At 41.7% G+C, this 18,344-nt stretch carries 16 protein-coding genes; 13 read left to right on the top strand and 3 right to left on the bottom strand.

The window, feature by feature from the left end; genetic code table 11:
* Positions 1-172 precede the first annotated feature (172 nt).
* The 6 genes from ACZM60_RS12155 (at position 173) to ACZM60_RS12130 (ending at position 8,015) form a co-directional block, all read left to right on the top strand.
* Positions 173-1,840 carry a glycosyltransferase gene (locus tag ACZM60_RS12155; protein WP_489521631.1) on the top strand — a complete coding sequence of 556 codons (1,668 nt, stop codon included), beginning with the start codon at positions 173-175 and terminating at the stop codon, positions 1,838-1,840.
* A 29-nt stretch (positions 1,841-1,869) separates the two neighbouring features.
* Entirely contained in the window at positions 1,870-4,437 is a 2,568-nt protein-coding gene (gene glgP / locus ACZM60_RS12150; protein WP_418585991.1) for an alpha-glucan family phosphorylase, read from the top strand.
* 114 nt (positions 4,438-4,551) lie between these two features.
* Entirely contained in the window at positions 4,552-5,292 is a 741-nt protein-coding gene (locus ACZM60_RS12145) for a NigD1/NigD2 family lipoprotein (RefSeq protein WP_489521629.1), read from the top strand.
* 184 nt (positions 5,293-5,476) lie between these two features.
* Complete coding sequence (locus ACZM60_RS12140; protein WP_021971458.1) at positions 5,477-6,154, top strand: response regulator transcription factor; 678 nt, start codon at positions 5,477-5,479, stop codon at positions 6,152-6,154.
* Positions 6,151-7,425, top strand: a complete 1,275-nt coding sequence (locus ACZM60_RS12135) for a sensor histidine kinase (RefSeq protein WP_489521628.1) — start codon at positions 6,151-6,153, stop codon at positions 7,423-7,425. Before ACZM60_RS12140 ends, ACZM60_RS12135 begins: the two co-directional genes overlap by 4 nt.
* Before the next feature lie 152 nt (positions 7,426-7,577).
* Positions 7,578-8,015, top strand: coding sequence for a PepSY-like domain-containing protein (locus ACZM60_RS12130; RefSeq protein ID WP_021971460.1), 438 nt, complete (start codon positions 7,578-7,580; stop codon positions 8,013-8,015).
* A gap of 128 nt (positions 8,016-8,143) precedes the next feature.
* Here the strand turns inward: ACZM60_RS12130 and ACZM60_RS12125 are convergent, their stop codons facing one another.
* Together ACZM60_RS12125 and rho are read right to left on the bottom strand one after the other, a co-directional pair.
* Entirely contained in the window at positions 8,144-8,818 is a 675-nt protein-coding gene (locus tag ACZM60_RS12125) for a porin family protein (protein ID WP_021971461.1), read from the bottom strand.
* A gap of 207 nt (positions 8,819-9,025) precedes the next feature.
* On the bottom strand, positions 9,026-11,038 hold the full coding sequence (rho, locus tag ACZM60_RS12120) for a transcription termination factor Rho (protein WP_489521627.1): 2,013 nt from the start codon (positions 11,036-11,038) through the stop codon (positions 9,026-9,028).
* Positions 11,039-11,342: 304 nt separating this feature from the next.
* Here rho and ACZM60_RS12115 point away from each other — a divergent pair, with 304 nt between their 5' ends.
* The 6 genes from ACZM60_RS12115 to ACZM60_RS12090 all read left to right on the top strand — a co-directional run bounded on the left by ACZM60_RS12115 (position 11,343) and on the right by ACZM60_RS12090 (position 16,926).
* The gene (locus tag ACZM60_RS12115; protein ID WP_340319604.1) at positions 11,343-11,720 is read left to right on the top strand and encodes a RidA family protein; all 378 of its coding nucleotides are present in this window, start codon (positions 11,343-11,345) and stop codon (positions 11,718-11,720) included.
* 81 nt (positions 11,721-11,801) lie between these two features.
* Positions 11,802-13,007 (top strand): hypothetical protein, encoded by a 1,206-nt coding sequence (locus tag ACZM60_RS12110; RefSeq protein ID WP_021971464.1) that lies wholly within the window; start codon positions 11,802-11,804, stop codon positions 13,005-13,007.
* A 14-nt stretch (positions 13,008-13,021) separates the two neighbouring features.
* A complete protein-coding gene (locus ACZM60_RS12105) occupies positions 13,022-13,753 on the top strand; it encodes an MBL fold metallo-hydrolase (RefSeq protein WP_489521626.1) in 732 nt (243 codons plus the stop codon).
* An 8-nt stretch (positions 13,754-13,761) separates the two neighbouring features.
* The gene (locus tag ACZM60_RS12100) at positions 13,762-14,139 is read left to right on the top strand and encodes a VOC family protein (RefSeq protein ID WP_021971466.1); all 378 of its coding nucleotides are present in this window, start codon (positions 13,762-13,764) and stop codon (positions 14,137-14,139) included.
* A 64-nt stretch (positions 14,140-14,203) separates the two neighbouring features.
* Positions 14,204-15,022 (top strand): DUF3805 domain-containing protein, encoded by an 819-nt coding sequence (locus ACZM60_RS12095; protein ID WP_489521630.1) that lies wholly within the window; start codon positions 14,204-14,206, stop codon positions 15,020-15,022.
* Positions 15,023-15,060: 38 nt separating this feature from the next.
* Positions 15,061-16,926 carry an ABC-F family ATP-binding cassette domain-containing protein gene (locus ACZM60_RS12090; RefSeq protein WP_489521625.1) on the top strand — a complete coding sequence of 622 codons (1,866 nt, stop codon included), beginning with the start codon at positions 15,061-15,063 and terminating at the stop codon, positions 16,924-16,926.
* A gap of 267 nt (positions 16,927-17,193) precedes the next feature.
* Here the strand turns inward: ACZM60_RS12090 and yihA are convergent, their stop codons facing one another.
* Positions 17,194-17,805 carry a ribosome biogenesis GTP-binding protein YihA/YsxC gene (gene yihA, locus ACZM60_RS12085; RefSeq protein WP_021971469.1) on the bottom strand — a complete coding sequence of 204 codons (612 nt, stop codon included), beginning with the start codon at positions 17,803-17,805 and terminating at the stop codon, positions 17,194-17,196.
* A gap of 113 nt (positions 17,806-17,918) precedes the next feature.
* Between yihA and ACZM60_RS12080 the strand changes: the two genes are divergently transcribed.
* Complete coding sequence (locus tag ACZM60_RS12080) at positions 17,919-18,251, top strand: YbaN family protein (protein WP_489521624.1); 333 nt, start codon at positions 17,919-17,921, stop codon at positions 18,249-18,251.
* Positions 18,252-18,344 lie beyond the last annotated feature (93 nt).

The following is an 18,344-nucleotide window of genomic DNA, read 5'->3' as shown; positions in this document are numbered from 1 at the left end:
GTTAATTTGTAATTAATTGTTTGTCAGACTTAAATATACAAAATAATTCGGTGATTACCAACTTTTAAAGATACTTTCTTATCCCGAACTCACGTAATAAAAAACTTTTATTTCTTCGCCTTATTAAATGTTTTTTGTAACTTCGTGCCTGATTTAGAAAATATTAAAGATGATGATGAAACAGCTATTAACACCTGATTACATTTTTGAATCGAGTTGGGAGGTGTGCAATAAGGTAGGGGGTATCTATACTGTACTATCAACAAGGGCGAAAACCCTGCAGAACGTATTTCCTGACAGGATTTTCTTTATTGGTCCGGATGTTTGGCTAGGGAAAGAGAATCCTCTATTTACCGAAGATGAAAAGATGTTGCTGGCATGGCGTAAACATGCTACAGAAGAAGATGGACTGAAAATACGTATAGGACGATGGAACATCCCGGGACATCCAATTGCTATTTTAGTAGATTTCACTTCGTACTATGCTCAAAAGAATGATATTTATACCCAAGCATGGATCGACTTCCAAGTAGATTCCCTTCACGCTTATGGTGATTATGATGAAGCATCCATGTTCTCATATGCAGCAGGAAAGGTAGTAGAAAGCTATTATAGGTATAACCTGAAAGCCTCTGATAAAGTTATTTATCAGGCACATGAATGGATGACCGGACTGGGAGCCTTATACATACAGAAACACGTTCCTGAAATTGCAACAATCTTCACTACTCACGCTACTTCTATCGGACGTTCAATTGCCGGAAACAATAAACCTCTTTACGATTATTTATTTGCTTATAATGGCGACCAGATGGCGCGGGAACTTAATATGGAGTCAAAACACTCTATTGAAAAGCAGACTGCACATCATGTAGATTGTTTTACTACGGTAAGTGAGATTACGAATCATGAATGTAGTGAATTGTTGGATAAGTCGGCAGATGTTGTTCTCATGAATGGCTTTGAGGATGATTTTGTTCCTAAGGGTATGGCTTTTGCTAAAAAACGTAAGCATGCCCGTGCCACTCTGTTGAACATGGCAAACAAACTAATGGGCATTCATCTTACCGATGAAACAATGATTATTGGAACCAGTGGACGCTATGAATTTAAGAATAAAGGAATCAATGTCTATCTGGAAGCATTGAACAGACTTACACGTGACAAGAACTTGAAGAAAGATATTCTGGCGTTTATCTATGTACCAGGATGGGTAGGTGAGGCTCGTGAAGATTTGCGTGAGCGTCTGGATAGTGGCAAAGACTATGATACTCCTTTGGAGTGTCCGTTTATTACCCATTGGTTGCATAACATGAGTCATGACCAGGTATTGGATATGTTGAAATATCTGAATATGTCTAATGCTGTGGATACAAAGGTAAAAGTTGTTTTTGTCCCTTGTTATCTGGATGGTAAAGATGGCATATTGAATGAGTTGTATTATGATCTGCTGATTGGAATGGATTTAAGTGTTTATCCTTCATATTATGAACCATGGGGATATACTCCGTTGGAGAGTATTGCTTTCAAAGTTCCTACTATTACTACCGATTTGGCCGGATTCGGATTATGGGTTAATTCCTTGAAAGGAAGTTACTCTATGTTGGAAGACGGAGTAAAAGTAATCCATCGTACAGATTACAATTATTCGGAAGTAGCAGATATGATAAAAGATACGATTACTGAATTTTCGACATTGACTGATACAGAGATTAATAAAATACGTAAGAATGCGGCAAATATTGCTGAAAAGGCACTGTGGAAACACTTTATACAGTACTACTATGAGGCCTACGACATTGCGTTACGTAATGCCGCAAAGCGCCTTTCTTTGAAATAACTTGAATTCTTATACTAATTTTAAGCAATATGAAAGTCAAAACGAATTATGCTAACGCTCCGGTATGGAGAGAGGTAAATGTAAAATCTCGTATTCCCGAATCATTGAAGATGTTGGGAAAAATGGCTCGTAATATTTGGTGGGCATGGAATGATGAAGCAACCGAGATGTTTAAAGAACTGGACCCTGAATTATGGCAGGTCGTAGGTCAGAACCCGGTCGCTTTGCTGGAACGTTTAAGTTACGAAAAACTTGAAGCGTTGTCTACAAACCATGAAGTTCTGAATAAAATAAATAGCATTTATAATAAATTCGAAGCATATATGAATGAGAAGCCTGATACTTCTCGTCCTTCCGTTGCCTATTTCTGTATGGAATACGGTCTGACTCATGTCTTGAAGATCTATTCTGGTGGTTTGGGTATTCTGGCGGGTGATTATCTGAAAGAAGCTTCAGACAGCAACGTTGATATGTGCGGTATCGGATTTTTGTATCGTTACGGCTATTTCACTCAGAGTTTGTCTATGGACGGACAGCAGATTGCCAATTATGAAGCACAGAACTTTGGAAGTCTTCCATTGGAACGTGTAACTGAAGAGAATGGTCAGCCGATGGTACTTGATGTTCCTTATTTGAATTATTATGTTCATGCATATGTATGGAGAGTAAATGTAGGTCGTGTACCTTTGTATTTGCTTGATACAGATAATGAAATGAACAGTGAGTTCGACCGTCCTATCACTTATCAGCTTTATGGTGGCGACTGGGAAAACCGTCTGAAACAGGAAATATTGTTAGGTATCGGTGGTGTCTTGCTGCTGAAGAAGTTAGGCATAAAGAAAGATGTATATCACTGCAACGAAGGTCATGCTGCATTATGTAACGTTCAGCGTTTGTGCGATTATGTAGAAAGCGGAATGTCGTTCGATGAAGCTTTGGAAGTAGTTCGTGCATCTTCATTGTACACTGTTCATACTCCGGTTCCTGCTGGTCATGATTATTTCGACGAAGGTTTGTTCGGAAAATACATGGGAGGTTATCCGCAGCGTATGGGTATTTCTTGGGATGATTTGATGGATTTAGGTCGTATCAATCCGGGTGATCACAATGAACGTTTCTGTATGTCTACTTTTGCTTGTAATACTTGCCAGGAAGTTAACGGTGTAAGTTGGCTGCACGGAAAAGTTTCTCAGGAAATGTTTTCTGGTATATGGAAGGGTTATTTCCCAGAAGAAAATCATGTAGGTTATGTAACTAACGGTGTACACTTCCCGACTTGGTGTGCTTCTGAATGGAAACAGTTGTATGCTAAATATTTTGACAAGGAATTCTTGAAAGATCAGTCCAATCCAAAAATTTGGGAAAAGATTTACAATGTGCCCGATGAAGAAATTTGGAAGACTCGTTTGGCATTAAAGAATAAGTTGATTAATTATATCCGTGATCAGTTCCGTGATACATGGTTGAAGAATCAGGGAGATCCTTCTCGTGTTGTATCATTGATGGATAAAATTAATCCGAATGCTTTGCTGATTGGTTTTGCCCGTCGTTTTGCTACTTATAAACGTGCACACTTGTTGTTTACTGATTTGGACCGTCTGTCTAAGATTGTAAATAACCCTGACTATCCGGTACAGTTCTTGTTTGCTGGTAAAGCACACCCACATGACGGTGCAGGACAAGGTCTGATTAAGAAGATTGTTGAAATTTCTCAGCGTCCTGAATTCCTGGGTAAGATTATTTTCCTTGAGAATTATGACATGAAACTGGCACGTCGCCTTGTTTCTGGTGTTGATATCTGGATGAATACTCCGACACGTCCGTTGGAAGCATCTGGTACATCAGGTGAAAAAGCCTTGATGAACGGTGTTGTAAACTTCTCTGTTCTTGATGGATGGTGGTTGGAAGGTTATCGTGAAGGTGCTGGTTGGGCCCTGACTGATAAACGTACTTACCAGAATCAGGAGTATCAGGATAAGTTGGATGCTGCAACTATCTATAGCATACTTGAAACAGAAATTTTACCGTTGTATTATGCGCGCAACAAGAAAGGATATTCTGAAGGATGGGTTAAGACTATCAAGAATTCTATTGCTCAGATTGCTCCTCACTATACAATGAAACGTCAGTTGGACGATTACTATCATAAGTTCTACAGTAAGGAAGCTAAACGTTTCCACGCATTGGCTGAAAATGATTTTGCTAAAGTCAAAGAATTGGCAAAATGGAAAGAAGAAGTTGCCGAGAAATGGGATTCTATTCAGGTCGTTTCAATGGATAAGTGCGAAGAGCTGCGTCAAGGCAATGTAGAAAGCGGTAAGGATTATACCATTACTTGTGTTGTCGATGAAAAGGGACTTGACGATGCTATAGGTATCGAAATGGTTGTAACTTATACCAATGTAGAAGGCAAGGAATATGTTTACTGTGTAGCTCCTATGGAAATGGTTAAACGTGAAGGTGATTTGTATACTTTCCAGGTTACTCACAGTCTGTCTAATGCCGGAAGCTTTAAAGTTGCTTACCGTATGTTCCCGAAGAATCCAGAATTACCTTATCGTCAGGACTTCTGCTATGTTCGCTGGTTCAATGAATAATAAATTTTAAATAGATAGATTAAGAGGCTATGATTTTCATAGCCTCTTAATTTTTATTAATACATGCAGTATTCGGTATTTTTTTACTTTAATAAATAGAAAAATGATAATTCTATGAATATTTTGAGAAAATACTGGGTCGCTGCTATATTCGTATTAGCGGGTATGTGGCAGTCTTGTAGCGATGATGATGGCTATTCTATTGGCGACATTGCTTCAGATTGGGTAACAGTTCGTGTAGAAGGAGAGGGTGTATATAGTTTTACAGGCGATACATGGGGGACAATGTTTCCAGCTGCCAATGGGGTATGGAATTATTCTCTGGTAGAAGGACAGCGTGCCTTTTTAGTCTTCAATCCTTTGTTTGATAATTATTATGGCTATGATGTCGGCATCAAAGCTGAACAAATCTATCCTTTCCTGACGAAGGCGGTAGAAGACCTGCCTCCCGAAAATGAAGATGAGTATGCCGATCATCCGGCATATCTGGAAAATTTATGGATTGGAGGTGGTTATCTGAATATAATTTTTACCCAGAAACGTCCTTTGCAATATAAACATCGTGTCAGCTTGGTAAAAAGAGCAGATCAGCCTGATATTGCCGATGACGGCTATATACATTTGGAATATCGTTATAATACCTATGGCGATACGTTGGGCGGTCTTAATTTAAATCCTGGAGTCGTCTGTTATAATTTAAATACACTTCCACTTGATAAGGCAAAAGGCATTAAGCTGAAAGTCAATGAAGCCTATTATGGCGAACATATACTTACTTTCGATAATATGAACGAACCCATTCCTGATGATGCCAAGCATTTGTATGATGCTGGCAAAGAGGTAAAAGTGCAATAAGAAAATTATTGGCAGATATATGAACCAGACACATTCCATATTCTTTGGAAAGAAGAATAGGAATGTGTCTTTTTTTGTTTGTCAGTGTTTCTCCCGAAATTTGTTCAGTTATAGGTTATGAGAATAAAGGAATGTATTTGCATATCTCCATGAAAATCTTATTTTTGCCATAAAAAATAGAACTATGAAAATATTAATAGTAGAAGATGATAAAGATTTAAGGGAGATTACGACAAACTCCTTGGAAAAAGAACGTTATGTGGTATCTCAAGCACCGGATTATCGTACAGCCCTGCAAAAGATTGAAGATTATGACTACGATTGTATCTTGTTGGATATCATGCTTCCAGACGGTAATGGACTTGATTTGCTGGAGGAGCTTCATGCACTGGGAAAGCGTACGAATGTGATTATTTTATCAGCAAAAGATTCTTTGGAAGATAAAGTGAATGGACTCGATTTGGGGGCGGATGATTACCTGCCCAAGCCTTTTCATTTGGCCGAACTTCATGCACGCATAAAAAGTCTGTTCCGTCGTAACCTGCGCGATGGTGAACGCAAATTGCAAGTCGGGAATATAGAAGTTTTTCCCGATCAGTTTCGTGTGCTGGTACAAGGCAAAGAAATAGAGTTGAACCGGAAGGAATATGATATACTGATTTATTTTATGTCACGTCCGGGACGTTTGGTAAATAAAAATACACTGGCAGAATCCGTCTGGGGCGACCATATTGATCAAGTTGACAATTTTGATTTTATTTATGCGCAAATAAAAAATTTGCGCAAACGTTTGAAAGATGCAGGAGCAACTCCCGAACTGAAATCTGTTTACGGCTTCGGATATAAATTTGTAGTCGAATGAAATTATTCCATTTAGTATTATGGCGTATCTCGCTGGCTTTGATTATCGTTTTATCCTTGTGGGCCGGATTCTTTTACATAAAGATTGTCGATGAGGTAAATGATGAGGTCGACGATTCCTTGGAAGATTATTCCGAGGGGCTTATTATTCGTGCTTTGTCGGGAGAAGAAATGCCGGCAGCCAGCAATGGTTCCAACAACCAATATTATCTATACGAAGTCAGCAAATCTTATGCGGCATCTCATCCTCAAATAACTTACCGCGATGAGATGGTATTTATTACTGAAAAAGATGAAACGGAGCCGGCACGCGTTCTGATAACCATTTTCCAGACAGATGATGAACGTTATATGGAGCTGGTAGTTTATACACCGACCATTGAGAAACTTGATTTGTTAAGAGCTATTTTCTGGTGGATTGTATTTTTGTATGTTTTATTACTACTGATTATTCTGCTGATAAATGTGTGGGTATTTCATAAAAATATGAAGCCACTGTATACATTACTCAGGTGGTTGGACAATTATCAGTTAGGGAAAAAGAATGCGCCGTTGGAAAATGAAACACGGGTTACCGAGTTTCGTCGACTGAATACGGCAGCAATGGCTTATGCCGAGCGTAGTGAGAAACTGTTTGAACAGCAGAAAGTATTTATTGGAAATGCTTCACATGAAATGCAGACACCGCTCGCCATTTGTCGTAACCGCCTGGAAATGCTTATGGAAGATGAAAACCTGACAGAACATCAGTTAAATGAGCTGATAAAGACACATCAGACCTTAGAGAATCTGACGCGTATGAACCGTTCTTTGCTGTTGCTGTGTAAAATAGAAAACGGTCAGTTTGCAGATACTCATTCTGTTTGTCTGAATGAAATTCTCAACCGTTATCTGGAGGACTACAAGGAAGTGTATGCTTATCGTAATATTACGGTGACGGTAGAAAGTGATTCGGAATTCTGCGTAGACATAAATGATGCCTTAGTGTCTGTACTGGTAACCAATTTGTTGAAAAACGCTTTTGTCCATAATGTAGATAACGGATTCATTCATATAAAGATAACTTCCAGTTCGTTCGAAATCAGCAATGCCGGCGAGGAAGCTCTGGACCGTGAGCATATATTCGAGCGCTTCTATCAGGGACAGAAGAAAGAAGGCTCGACAGGGCTTGGTTTGGCTTTGGTTGATTCTATTTGTAAATCGAATCATTTACAGATTGCTTATGCTTATATAGACAACAGGCATGTATTTACATTAAGCCGATCGGAGTAGGGGTATTTCAATAATCTGGCAGTTTCGTATTATTCTGATTGGAGATGAATCTGAATTTTGAGAATTTCTGTCCTTATTTCATTTTCTTTTCAGATTCGTTCTGCACCTTTGCAATACAATAATCAAGTAATAACAATTAAAACAATGCAGATATGAAGAAGTTCGTTTTTTTACTGGTATGTTTTTTCTCAGTACAGACAATGTTGTGGGCAGATAATGACAAGCCGATTCAGGTGGGGCAATTGCCGACAAAGGCTCAGACCTTTATTACAACCTATTTTAAAAATCATAAGGTAGCCTTGGCAAAAATGGAATCAGGATTATTCAATAAGACCTACGATGTTATTTTTACAAACGGAGAAAAACTGGAGTTTGATCATTCTGGCAATTGGACTGAAGTCAAATGTCTGAAATCGGAAATACCTGCCGCCATCGTTCCTGCGCCCGTTAAAACATATGTTAAGACACACTATCCCGAAGAAAAGATACTTCAGATAGAACGTAAAGGTAAAGAATATGAAGTGAAACTTACTAACCATTGGGAAATAACCTTCGACAATAAATATCGTGTAATCGACATTGATGACTGATAAAAATTCAGCCCCTTAAAAGTTGTACAGATAAACTTTTAAGGGGCTGTTTGTTGGCGATAATCCGTCGTTTACAGGGAGCCATGTAGCTCTCTTTTATATTTCAGTTAGTTCGTTCCTCGTAAAAATCAGAACTTATAACTTAAAGAAATAGTCAGATTCCTGTTTTTCAAGTCAGGTGTCGCATCCCAGTACTTGTTGCTATATTCTCCGGCAGTTGTCTCACCTTTTTTATATTCATTAAGCAATCCCCAGTCATATCCCAGAGAAACAGAGTATCTTTTTTGTAGTTCCGCGCCAATCCGGAATCCGAGTCCGAAGTCAAACCGTTTCAGACCATTGTCTGCGAAAACATTTTCTTCATAGTCTTCTTTTACGTGACTCCCTTCTACATCCGTAATCGTAACGTCTTTCAGTTTGTGCTTGCCGAATAATCCGATTCCGAAGTATGGTCCTACTTCGCCGAAGACAGATACATTTCTTGTGATGTTATGCTTATAGCCGAAATGGATTGGTATATCCAGATAATAAGGATTCGTTTTTATGGTTCCCAGTTCCAGCCGGTCTTGCGAACATCCCTTTAATGACAAAATAGCTCCCGCGTTGATGTATCCTTTGGTATCCAAGGCAAATATCGGAAATTCAGCTCTGGCTCCTATATGGAATCCGGTGCGAGAACCTAATCCGCCAAGGTTGGAAACGTTCAATCCCACAGTTGCTTCCCATCGTGTCGGATCACTATTTTGTGCTTTAAGCTCCCATGTGACAGCAAATAAGGCTATCAATAAAATTACCCTTTTCATAATGTGATGAGTTTTGTTGGTCTAAATATAGAAAATAAACTCCACATGATAAGAGTTTGTACGGTGAAAGTTTCTAATTGTAATTTTTAAAAAAGGTAAAAATAAGAATCCGGTGTACTGATACAACCTTATGAATAAAAAAGCCCTGCAAGCATTCTGCATAGAGGCAGAAGCTTACAGGGCATGCAGTCTGTATAAAATTTATTCTTATGAGTTCATACTCATCAGAAACTCTTCGTTGTCTTTGGTCTTTTCCAGTCGGTCTTTTACAAAGTCCATAGCCTCTATCGGATTCATGTCGGCAAGATACTTGCGTAAAATCCACATACGGTCCAATGTTGTCTTGTCGAGTAACAGATCGTCGCGACGGGTACTTGATGCCGTAATGTTGACAGCCGGGAAGATTCGCTTGTTGCTCAGGTTGCGGTCCAGTTGGAGTTCCATGTTACCGGTACCCTTGAATTCTTCGAAGATAACCTCATCCATTTTAGAGCCCGTATCAATCAGGGCGGTAGCAATAATGGTCAGTGAACCTCCACCTTCAATGTTACGTGCGGCACCGAAGAAACGTTTCGGCTTATGCAGTGCGTTTGCGTCGACACCACCCGAAAGTACTTTACCCGATGCCGGTGATACTGTATTGTAAGCACGGGCCAGACGAGTGATAGAATCGAGGAAGATAACAACATCGTGACCACATTCCACCATGCGTTTTGCTTTTTCCAGTACGATGCCTGCTATTTTAACATGACGTTCTGCCGGTTCGTCGAAAGTAGAAGCAATGACTTCGGCATTTACGCTGCGCGCCATGTCGGTTACCTCTTCCGGGCGTTCGTCGATAAGCAGCATAATCATATACACTTCCGGATGATTGGCAGCGATGGCATTAGCGATATCTTTCATCAAGATAGTTTTACCTGTTTTTGGCTGTGCGACGATCAGAGCACGCTGTCCTTTACCGATTGGAGCAAAAAGATCGACAACACGTGCCGACAAGTTGTCGTCATATCCTTTACAGAGCTTGAATTTTTCGTCCGGGAATAACGGAGTCAAATGATCGAACGGTACACGGTCACGTACCAGTCCGGGGTCCAGTCCGTTAATTTTTGATACTTTTACCAGCGGGAAATATTTCTCACCTTCCTTAGGCGGGCGAATTGTACCTTCAACTACGTCACCTGTTTTCAGTCCGAACAGTTTGATTTGTGACTGAGATACATAAATATCATCTGGCGAAGAAAGATAGTTATAGTCGGAAGAACGGAGGAATCCATAGCCGTCAGGCATTATTTCCAGAACCCCCGTACCAGCCAAGATGTCATCGAACTCATACGGTTTTTCTACCGGTTTAGGCTGTACCGGTTCTGCAACGGCAGGCTGAGGAGCCGGAAGGTTGGCAGTTGTATTTTGAGGAACGGTATGATTGTTGTTCTGAGATTGCTGTTGTTGCTGGCGTCCGTTCTGATTGTTGTTGCGGTTATTATTGTTGTAGCGTTGCTGGCGCTGCTGAAATTTGTTGTTATTGGGTTTATTTTCCTTTTCAGGTTTCTCGGCAGGCGCTGTCTGTGGAGCAGCTTCCATTTTTGTAGCTTCAAATTTTCCCAGCAACTCTGTCGGAAGTTCAATTTTTTCAGAAGGAAGATCTTCGATAGGAATAAAGTCGTCACCACCTGTAAGGTTCAGTTCCGGAAGCTCCATGTCATCATTGTCTACCGGTGTTGGAATTGTCTTTTCCTGAATAGGTTCTTCAGTATTTGTCTGATTTAATTTTTGTTCCTTTTCCAATGTAGCTTTGTTCTTGCTTCCGGGCTTACGTCCTCGTTTAGTCTTGGGCTTTTCGTCATTGGCAGGAGCGGCAACGCTTTCCGTCTGTTTTTCTGAAGGTTGTACATTTTCATCTTTAAAGAGCGGGGCAGGTGCTGGCAGGGGAGGAGTATTAGCTTCCAGTTTTTGTGCTTTGTCCTTTGTTGCTGTGTACACTTTGTCGCCTTCTTTTTTCACGCTGATACGTGAGCGTTTGCGAGGCTGCCCTTCTTTACGGTCTTCATTTGACTTGGCAGCTGTCGCTTTCTTGGTAGCACCGACGATTGCTTGTTCGTCCAGAATGCGGTATACCAGTTCTTCTTTACGTAGCGTACTGGTCTTTTTCAGTCCCAACTCTTTGGCAATCTGCTGCAATTCAGTCAAATCTTTGTCATTTAGTTGAATGATGTTATACATAAGTATAGTGTAATGAATTTAGTAAATACATGAAAGCATATGCGCATAGAATCACGCACAGGCATATGATAAGAAAGTACCCGTATTATTTACGCTTGTCAGTAATTACAGTTATAATGATTGTTTTTTTATTTGATGTAAGTAAAAAGAAGTTTTTACACTGACAAAAGTAAGCCTTTTTCTGATATTATCCAATAAACTTGCCTTTTTTTTTCTTTTTTTCCTCTGTTTGCGAGAAAAGTGTTATTTTAGCGTTGAATTTTAACTTATAGATTTTTTTATACTAAAAAGCTAAACAAACAACATGAAGAAAGTAATTTTTACAGAAAAGGCTCCTGCTGCTATCGGTCCGTATAGCCAGGCTATCGAAGCAAATGGTATGGTATTCTTGTCGGGACAGCTGCCTGTTGATCCGGCTACCGGAGAATTTGCTCCTGGTGGAGTAGCAGAACAGACTGCACAATCATTCGAAAACATTAAAAATATTCTGGCTGAAGCTGGCTTGACTACTGCCAATATTGTGAAAACCACTGTATTCCTTGCAGATATGTCATTGTTTGCCGAAATGAACGGCGTATATGAAACCTACTTTGAAGGTGATTTTCCTGCTCGCTCTGCTGTTGCTGTAAAAGCATTGCCAAAAGGCGCATTGGTAGAAATTGAATGTATTGCAGTCAGATAATCTGACAGTTGCATTAAGTATATTGTCATTCAGGATGTGGCTGGGGCTGCTCCTGAGTGACATTCTTTTAAATAGAGTAATATGAAAGGGCTGAAATTCTTTTCTCGTATCGGTAATAAGTGGAAATTGTCCACATGTGTGCTGGGAGTTGTCGTAGTGCTGGTTGCGGGTATTTATATCTATCGGTATGAACCATTCCGTTCCAGTTTCGAAATTACGGACGAACTGGGCGGTAATATTTTCCCTGTCACCATCTTGTCGACGGCTACTACGGATGCCAATTTGATTGTTCCTGCAGATACCGGTTATATCGGTAATTCAAAATCGTGCATTGCCGTACGTATAAAGAGCACGTATAACAATAGTAAATTGAGGGTAGAGGTAGATGAAACCCCTTTCTTTTCACGCTCCGTGTCTGAATTTATTTTGCCCGAAGCGGGAAAAGAATATACCGTTTTTCCTGATATCGTGTGGAATTACAATGCCCTTCGTGAGAACGAGCAGGCTGTTCCGGTCAGTGTTTCCATGCATGTGGAGTTGAATAAACGCAAGCTGAGCGGTAGTGTACATACTTTTTCTGTGCGTAGCATCAACGAATGTCTGCTGGGATATATCGACAGCCGTATGAAATTTCATGATACGGGAGAATTTTTTGCCGCTTATGTGAATGAGGACAATCCGAAGATAGACCAACTGTTGCGTGAAGCCTTGAATACACGCATCGTCAATCGTTTCTGGGGATATCAGGGTAAGAGTGAAGACATTGTCGACAAGCAGGTATATGCTTTGTGGTATGTTTTGCAGAAAAGAAACTTTAAGTACAGTTCCATCAGCAACAGCAGCTTGTCGTCGAATGTAGTATTTACTCAGCGGGTCCGTACATTCGATGATGCCTTGCAGTCGGCACAGATAAACTGTGTGGACGGCAGTGTGTTGTTCGCTTCATTGCTTAAGGCTATCAATATCGATCCGATTCTGGTACGTATCCCCGGACATATGTTTGTAGGATATTATACCGACCGCATGCACCGGAATATGCATTTTCTGGAAACCTCGATGATAGGTGACGTAAATCTGGACGATTTCTTCCCCGAAGAAAAGCTGGATTCTACAGTGGCGGGAAAATCGCAGGAAAGTGTTTCGCGGCTGATGTTCGACAAGTCGAAGGAATATGCAACCCGTATTTATAAGGAGAATGAAAAAATGATTCATTCTGGTAAGCTGAACTATATGTTTCTTGAGATTGACAAGGCCACCCGTGCTTATATACAGCCTATCGGAAAATAAACAGGTAGAATAAAATGGAACTTATCTATTTATATCACAGCGGATTTGCTTTGCTGGGTGAAGGGTTTACCGTGATTATGGATTACTTTGAGGATTCGGTTTCGGCAACAAGTGGTGTTGTGCACGATGAGTTACTGAAACGTCCCGGCAAACTGTATGTGCTTTCCAGCCATTCTCATGCCGATCATTTCAATAAAAACGTGCTCACGTTTCGGGCAAAACATGCCGACATTTCATTCATTTTCTCGCGGGATATTTTACAGCAGAAGCTGGTGGGGCCGGAAGATGCGATATGGCTGGAGAAAGGAGAACATTACGCCGATGAACTTTTGCAGATACATGCTTTCGGATCGACCGATATCGGTGTGTCTTTTCTTATCGAAGTGGCAGGGAAAAAGATATTTCATGCAGGCGACTTGAATAACTGGCACTGGATGGATGAAAGCGATGAGGCCGAATGGAGAGGTTACGAAAATCATTTTCTTCGCGAATTGAATGACATTGCCCGCTATACTCGCAGCATGGATGTGGTAATGTTTCCTGTCGATCCGCGCCTGGGGAGGGAGTATATGCGTGGCCCTCGCCAATTTGTAGAACAGATAAAAACTTCTATCTTTGTACCGATGCACTTCGACGAAGCATACGATAAGACTGCTGCTTTCCTGCCCATAGCGCAGAAGAATGGCGCCTCGATGCCTGAAATACGGTCGAGAGGACAAAAAATAAGTTTAGAACTCAATAAATGAAAAGTATTATGCAAGTAAAAGGACGATTCGATCATTTTAATATCAATGTGACTAATCTGGAAAAGAGTATCAAGTTTTATGAAACAGCACTGGGATTGCATGAGTCGCACCGTAAAGAAGCTGGCGACGGTTCATTCATTCTGGTATATATGGCCGACGACCATTCTGATTTTCTGCTGGAGCTGACATGGCTGCGCGACCATACGGAGGCATACGAACTGGGCGAAAATGAAAGCCATCTCTGCTTGCGTGTAGAAGGTGACTACGATGAAGTACGCAAGTTCCACAAGGAAATGGGTTGCGTATGTTTCGAAAATGAAGCTATGGGACTCTATTTCATTAATGATCCGGACGACTACTGGATAGAGATTCTTCCGGTCAAATAATATGCCGCAGAGAAAATGTGTGTACGTGTCTTAGTATTGATTTCTTAAAAATAACATGGTTATGATGAAATATATATCCCCCGGTTCGTGGTTCTTACTGGAATATCCGTCAGACTGGCGCGAGTTTGAGGACACAGAAGACAGTTTCTTGTTTTACAATCCCGACAAATGGACGGGAAACTTCCGTATTTCAGCCTATCAGGGCGAGAGCCGGAATTATGCACAGGAGTGTATCGAGTACGAAATGCAGCAGAGTCGTGGAGTGAAACTGGTCAAGGTCGGCAAGTGGAACTGTGCCTATCTGACCGAGAGCTTTCAGGAAAACGGAGTATGGTATACTTCCCATATCTGGGTGACGGGTAAGGGGAATATTTCTGTAGAATGTTCGTTTACCGTGAGCAAAGGCGAAAGTGTAAAGGTGGCCGAGCAGATTATAGCGTCGCTGAATGTGCGTGGCGCAGGTGAAAAGCCATGGAAAGAAATTATTCCGGTGCGTGTGCTCGAGATAAATGCTATCAATGAAGCATACGACTGGGCTGTTTCTACCATCAAGAAGCAGCTCACCAAAGATTTTACTTCGAGTGAAGCCGATATAGACAGCATACAGAAAGTGATGGATAGCGGACGTTTCAACAAGAACCAGCGGTCGGCATGGGAAAGTTTTGGCTTTGCCTTCGGAGCGATTCTTGTAAATGAAATGGATGGCATGGACTGGGTGACAGTCGTAGACGGCGAGAAGGAGTATCCTGCCTTGCGCTTCGCTCAGACAGATGTTATGGTCAATCCGGCCCGATTGATATGGGATAAGGTGAAAAACGGCCAGCCTTGCGACTTGAAGGCCGAGTATGCGCGTATCCGTTCGGAAGTAGAGGCGGTACTCTGACCGTTACGATGTAAAATTAATTTAGAAGATAAAAGAGAATGATTCCATATTTACAAGTCGAGAATCTGACAAAATCTTTTGGCGACCTGCTGCTGTTCCATGAAATATCGTTCGGCATAGCGCAGGGACAGCGCGTCGGGCTGATAGCCAAGAACGGAAGCGGAAAAACAACGTTGCTGAATATACTTGCTGGAAAGGAAGGGTACGATGAAGGTACCATTACCTTCCGCCGTGACCTGCGGGTAGGTTATTTGGAACAGAGTCCTTCTTACCCGGAAGAACTGACGGTGCTGGAGGCTTGTTTCCATCACGGAAACAGTACCGTCGAGCTGATAAAGGAATATGAGAAATGTATGGAAACTCCCGGAAATCCGGGGCTGGAGGACTTGCTGGCACGCATGGAACACGAAAAGGCGTGGGATTATGAGCGCCGTGCCAAGCAAATTCTTTCACAATTGAAAATCCGTCATTTCGATCAGAAAATCAAGCATCTTTCTGGAGGACAGCTCAAGCGTGTGGCACTGGCGAATGTCTTAATTACTGAACCTGACCTGCTGATTCTGGACGAGCCGACCAACCACTTGGATCTCGATATGACCGAATGGTTGGAAGAATATCTGAACCGTGCCAACCTGAGCTTGCTCATGGTAACACACGACCGTTATTTCCTCGATCGTGTCTGCTCGGAAATCATCGAAATAGATAACAAGCAGATTTATTCGTATAAAGGGAATTACAGTTATTACCTGGAGAAGCGTCAGGAACGTATCGATGCTACCAATGCAGAAATAGCACGAGCCAATAATCTGTACCGCACGGAGCTGGAGTGGATGCGCCGTATGCCTCAGGCGCGCGGTCACAAGGCACGCTATCGTGAGGAGGCTTTTTACGAATTGGAAAAGGTTGCCAAGCAGCATACGTATGATACGAACGTAAAGCTCGACGTGAAGGCATCGTATATCGGCTCAAAAATTTTTGAGGCCGACCATTTGTGCAAGAGCTTCGGCGATATAAAGATTCTGGATGACTTTTCGTACATTTTTGCCCGTTATGAAAAAATGGGTATTGTGGGAAACAACGGAACCGGAAAGTCTACATTTATCAAGATTCTGATGGGTTTGGAGAAGCCGGACAGCGGTACGCTCGATATCGGCGAAACGGTACGTTTTGGATATTATTCGCAGGACGGATTGAAGTTCGACGAGCAGATGAAGGTGATAGACGTGATAACGGACATTGCTGAAGTGATAGAGTTGGGCAACGGCAAGCGACTGACCGCTTCGCAGTTCTTGCAGCATTTCTTGTTTACACCCGAAACACAGCACAGCTATGTGTATAAGTTGAGTGGAGGAGAACGCCGCCGGTTGTATCTGTGTACGGTACTGATGAAGAATCCCAACTTCCTTGTGCTGGACGAGCCTACCAATGATTTGGATATCGTGACGCTTCAGGTGCTGGAAGAATACTTGCAAAACTTTAAAGGCTGCGTGATTGTTGTCAGCCACGACCGCTATTTCATGGATAAGGTTGTCGACCATTTGCTGGTATTCAAAGGTCAGGGCGATATACGCGACTTCCCCGGCAATTATTCCGACTATCGCGAATGGAAACTTGCCAAGGCGGAACATGAGAAAGAGGCTGCCAAGCCGAAAGAGGAAAAGACGCAGCGTGTACGCCTGAACGACAAGCGCCGGATGACTTTCAAGGAAAGAAAGGAATTCGAACAGTTGGAGAAAGACATTGCCCAGTTGGAGGCGGAAAAGAAAGCGCTGGAGGAAGCCCTGTGCAGCGGTTCGCTGAGTGTGGAAGAGTTGACGGAAAAATCGAAACGTCTTCCGGCTTTGAATGATGAACTGGACGAGAAGAGTATGCGCTGGCTGGAACTGAGTGAGATAGAAGGCTGACGTTTCTCTCTTTTGAAGATAGAATTCTGTCGAAAAGATTAAAAGCCAACTAATTTGCATCTTTTAGAGGAAGTGCGAATTAGTTGGCTTTGTCATGTATGGAGTGTCATGAAGTTTCATCAGTCCTGTCGCGAGAAAAGAAAAAATTCCTCAGCTTGTTTCTCCGAAAATTTGTACAAAAGATTTTTGTTTTTGTACAAAAAATAAAAAAACGTCAGGACATTTTTAAAACAACATCTCCAGATTTGCTGGTAAAGAATCAGAGCCTTACTTGATTTGTGCTTGCAGAGAGTTATTTATAGACTCGATGTAATCCAGTATTTCCTTCCTTCCGGTTTTCTTTTCCGATGAAGACACGAAATACGGAGGAAGTTCTTCCCATTGTTCTTTCAGTACTTCCATATATCGGTCGACATTGAATTTAGTCTTTCCGCTACTCTGTTTGTCGGCTTTCGTAAAGATGATGGCAAAAGGTACGCCGTTTTCTCCCAGCCATTCCATAAATTCGAGGTCTATTTTCTGAGGCTCCAGACGGCTGTCTACCAGCACAAACAGACAGGTCATCTGTTCGCGTTCGAGAACATAATATTCGATGAGTTTCTGAATTTTCTCCATCATTTTCTTGCCTCGCTGCGCATAGCCGTACCCCGGAAGGTCTACCAGATACCATTCCTTGTTGACAAGGAAATGATTGATGAGAAGCGTTTTTCCCGGAGTAGAAGAAGTCATGGCCAGCTTAGGCTGTTTGGTCAGCATGTTGATGAGGCTGGATTTTCCTACGTTCGACCGGCCTATGAAGGCATATTCCGGCAAGTTGGTCTTGGGGCACATGTCTGCCCTTGAATTACTGACTACGAATTCGGCACTGGTTATTTCCATATTAATCTGTTTTTACTGTCTGCAAAGATAGGATAAAAAGCGGCAATATGAAAATATGGCGGTATTTACTCTACTTTTCGAGGAATATCCGGGTTTCGTTGTATATTTGTACAATGAAATATATCTATATCGCAACAGGTTCCCTTTTCTTGGCGTTGGGAGTGATAGGCATTTTTTTGCCTGTGCTGCCTACGACGCCTTTTTTGCTGCTTGCGGCGGCATTGCTTTTCAAAGGTTCCCCACGCATATACAACTGGTTGCTGGAACATAAGTATCTGGGACCGTATATTCGCAGTTTCCGCGAGGAAAGGGCCATTCCGCTCCGGGCTAAGATTATATCTGTTGCCTTGCTTTGGATTACAGCCTTGCATTGTGTGCTTTTTCTGTTTCCTTACTGGTGGTTGAAGGGAATGATGGCACTTGTCACCATCGGAGTTACTATTTAACGTGAGTTCGACGAATTCAAAACAAAGCGAGCTGTGTGTCAAGAGTTCTTGTAACATTGATACACGGCTTCTTCGGAAAGCAACAATATGCAG

The sequence above is a fragment of the Phocaeicola sp. genome (genome assembly GCF_057861905.1).
The sequence above is the reverse complement of the archived record's forward strand: the minus strand, read 5'-3'. Positions and strand labels throughout refer to the sequence as shown.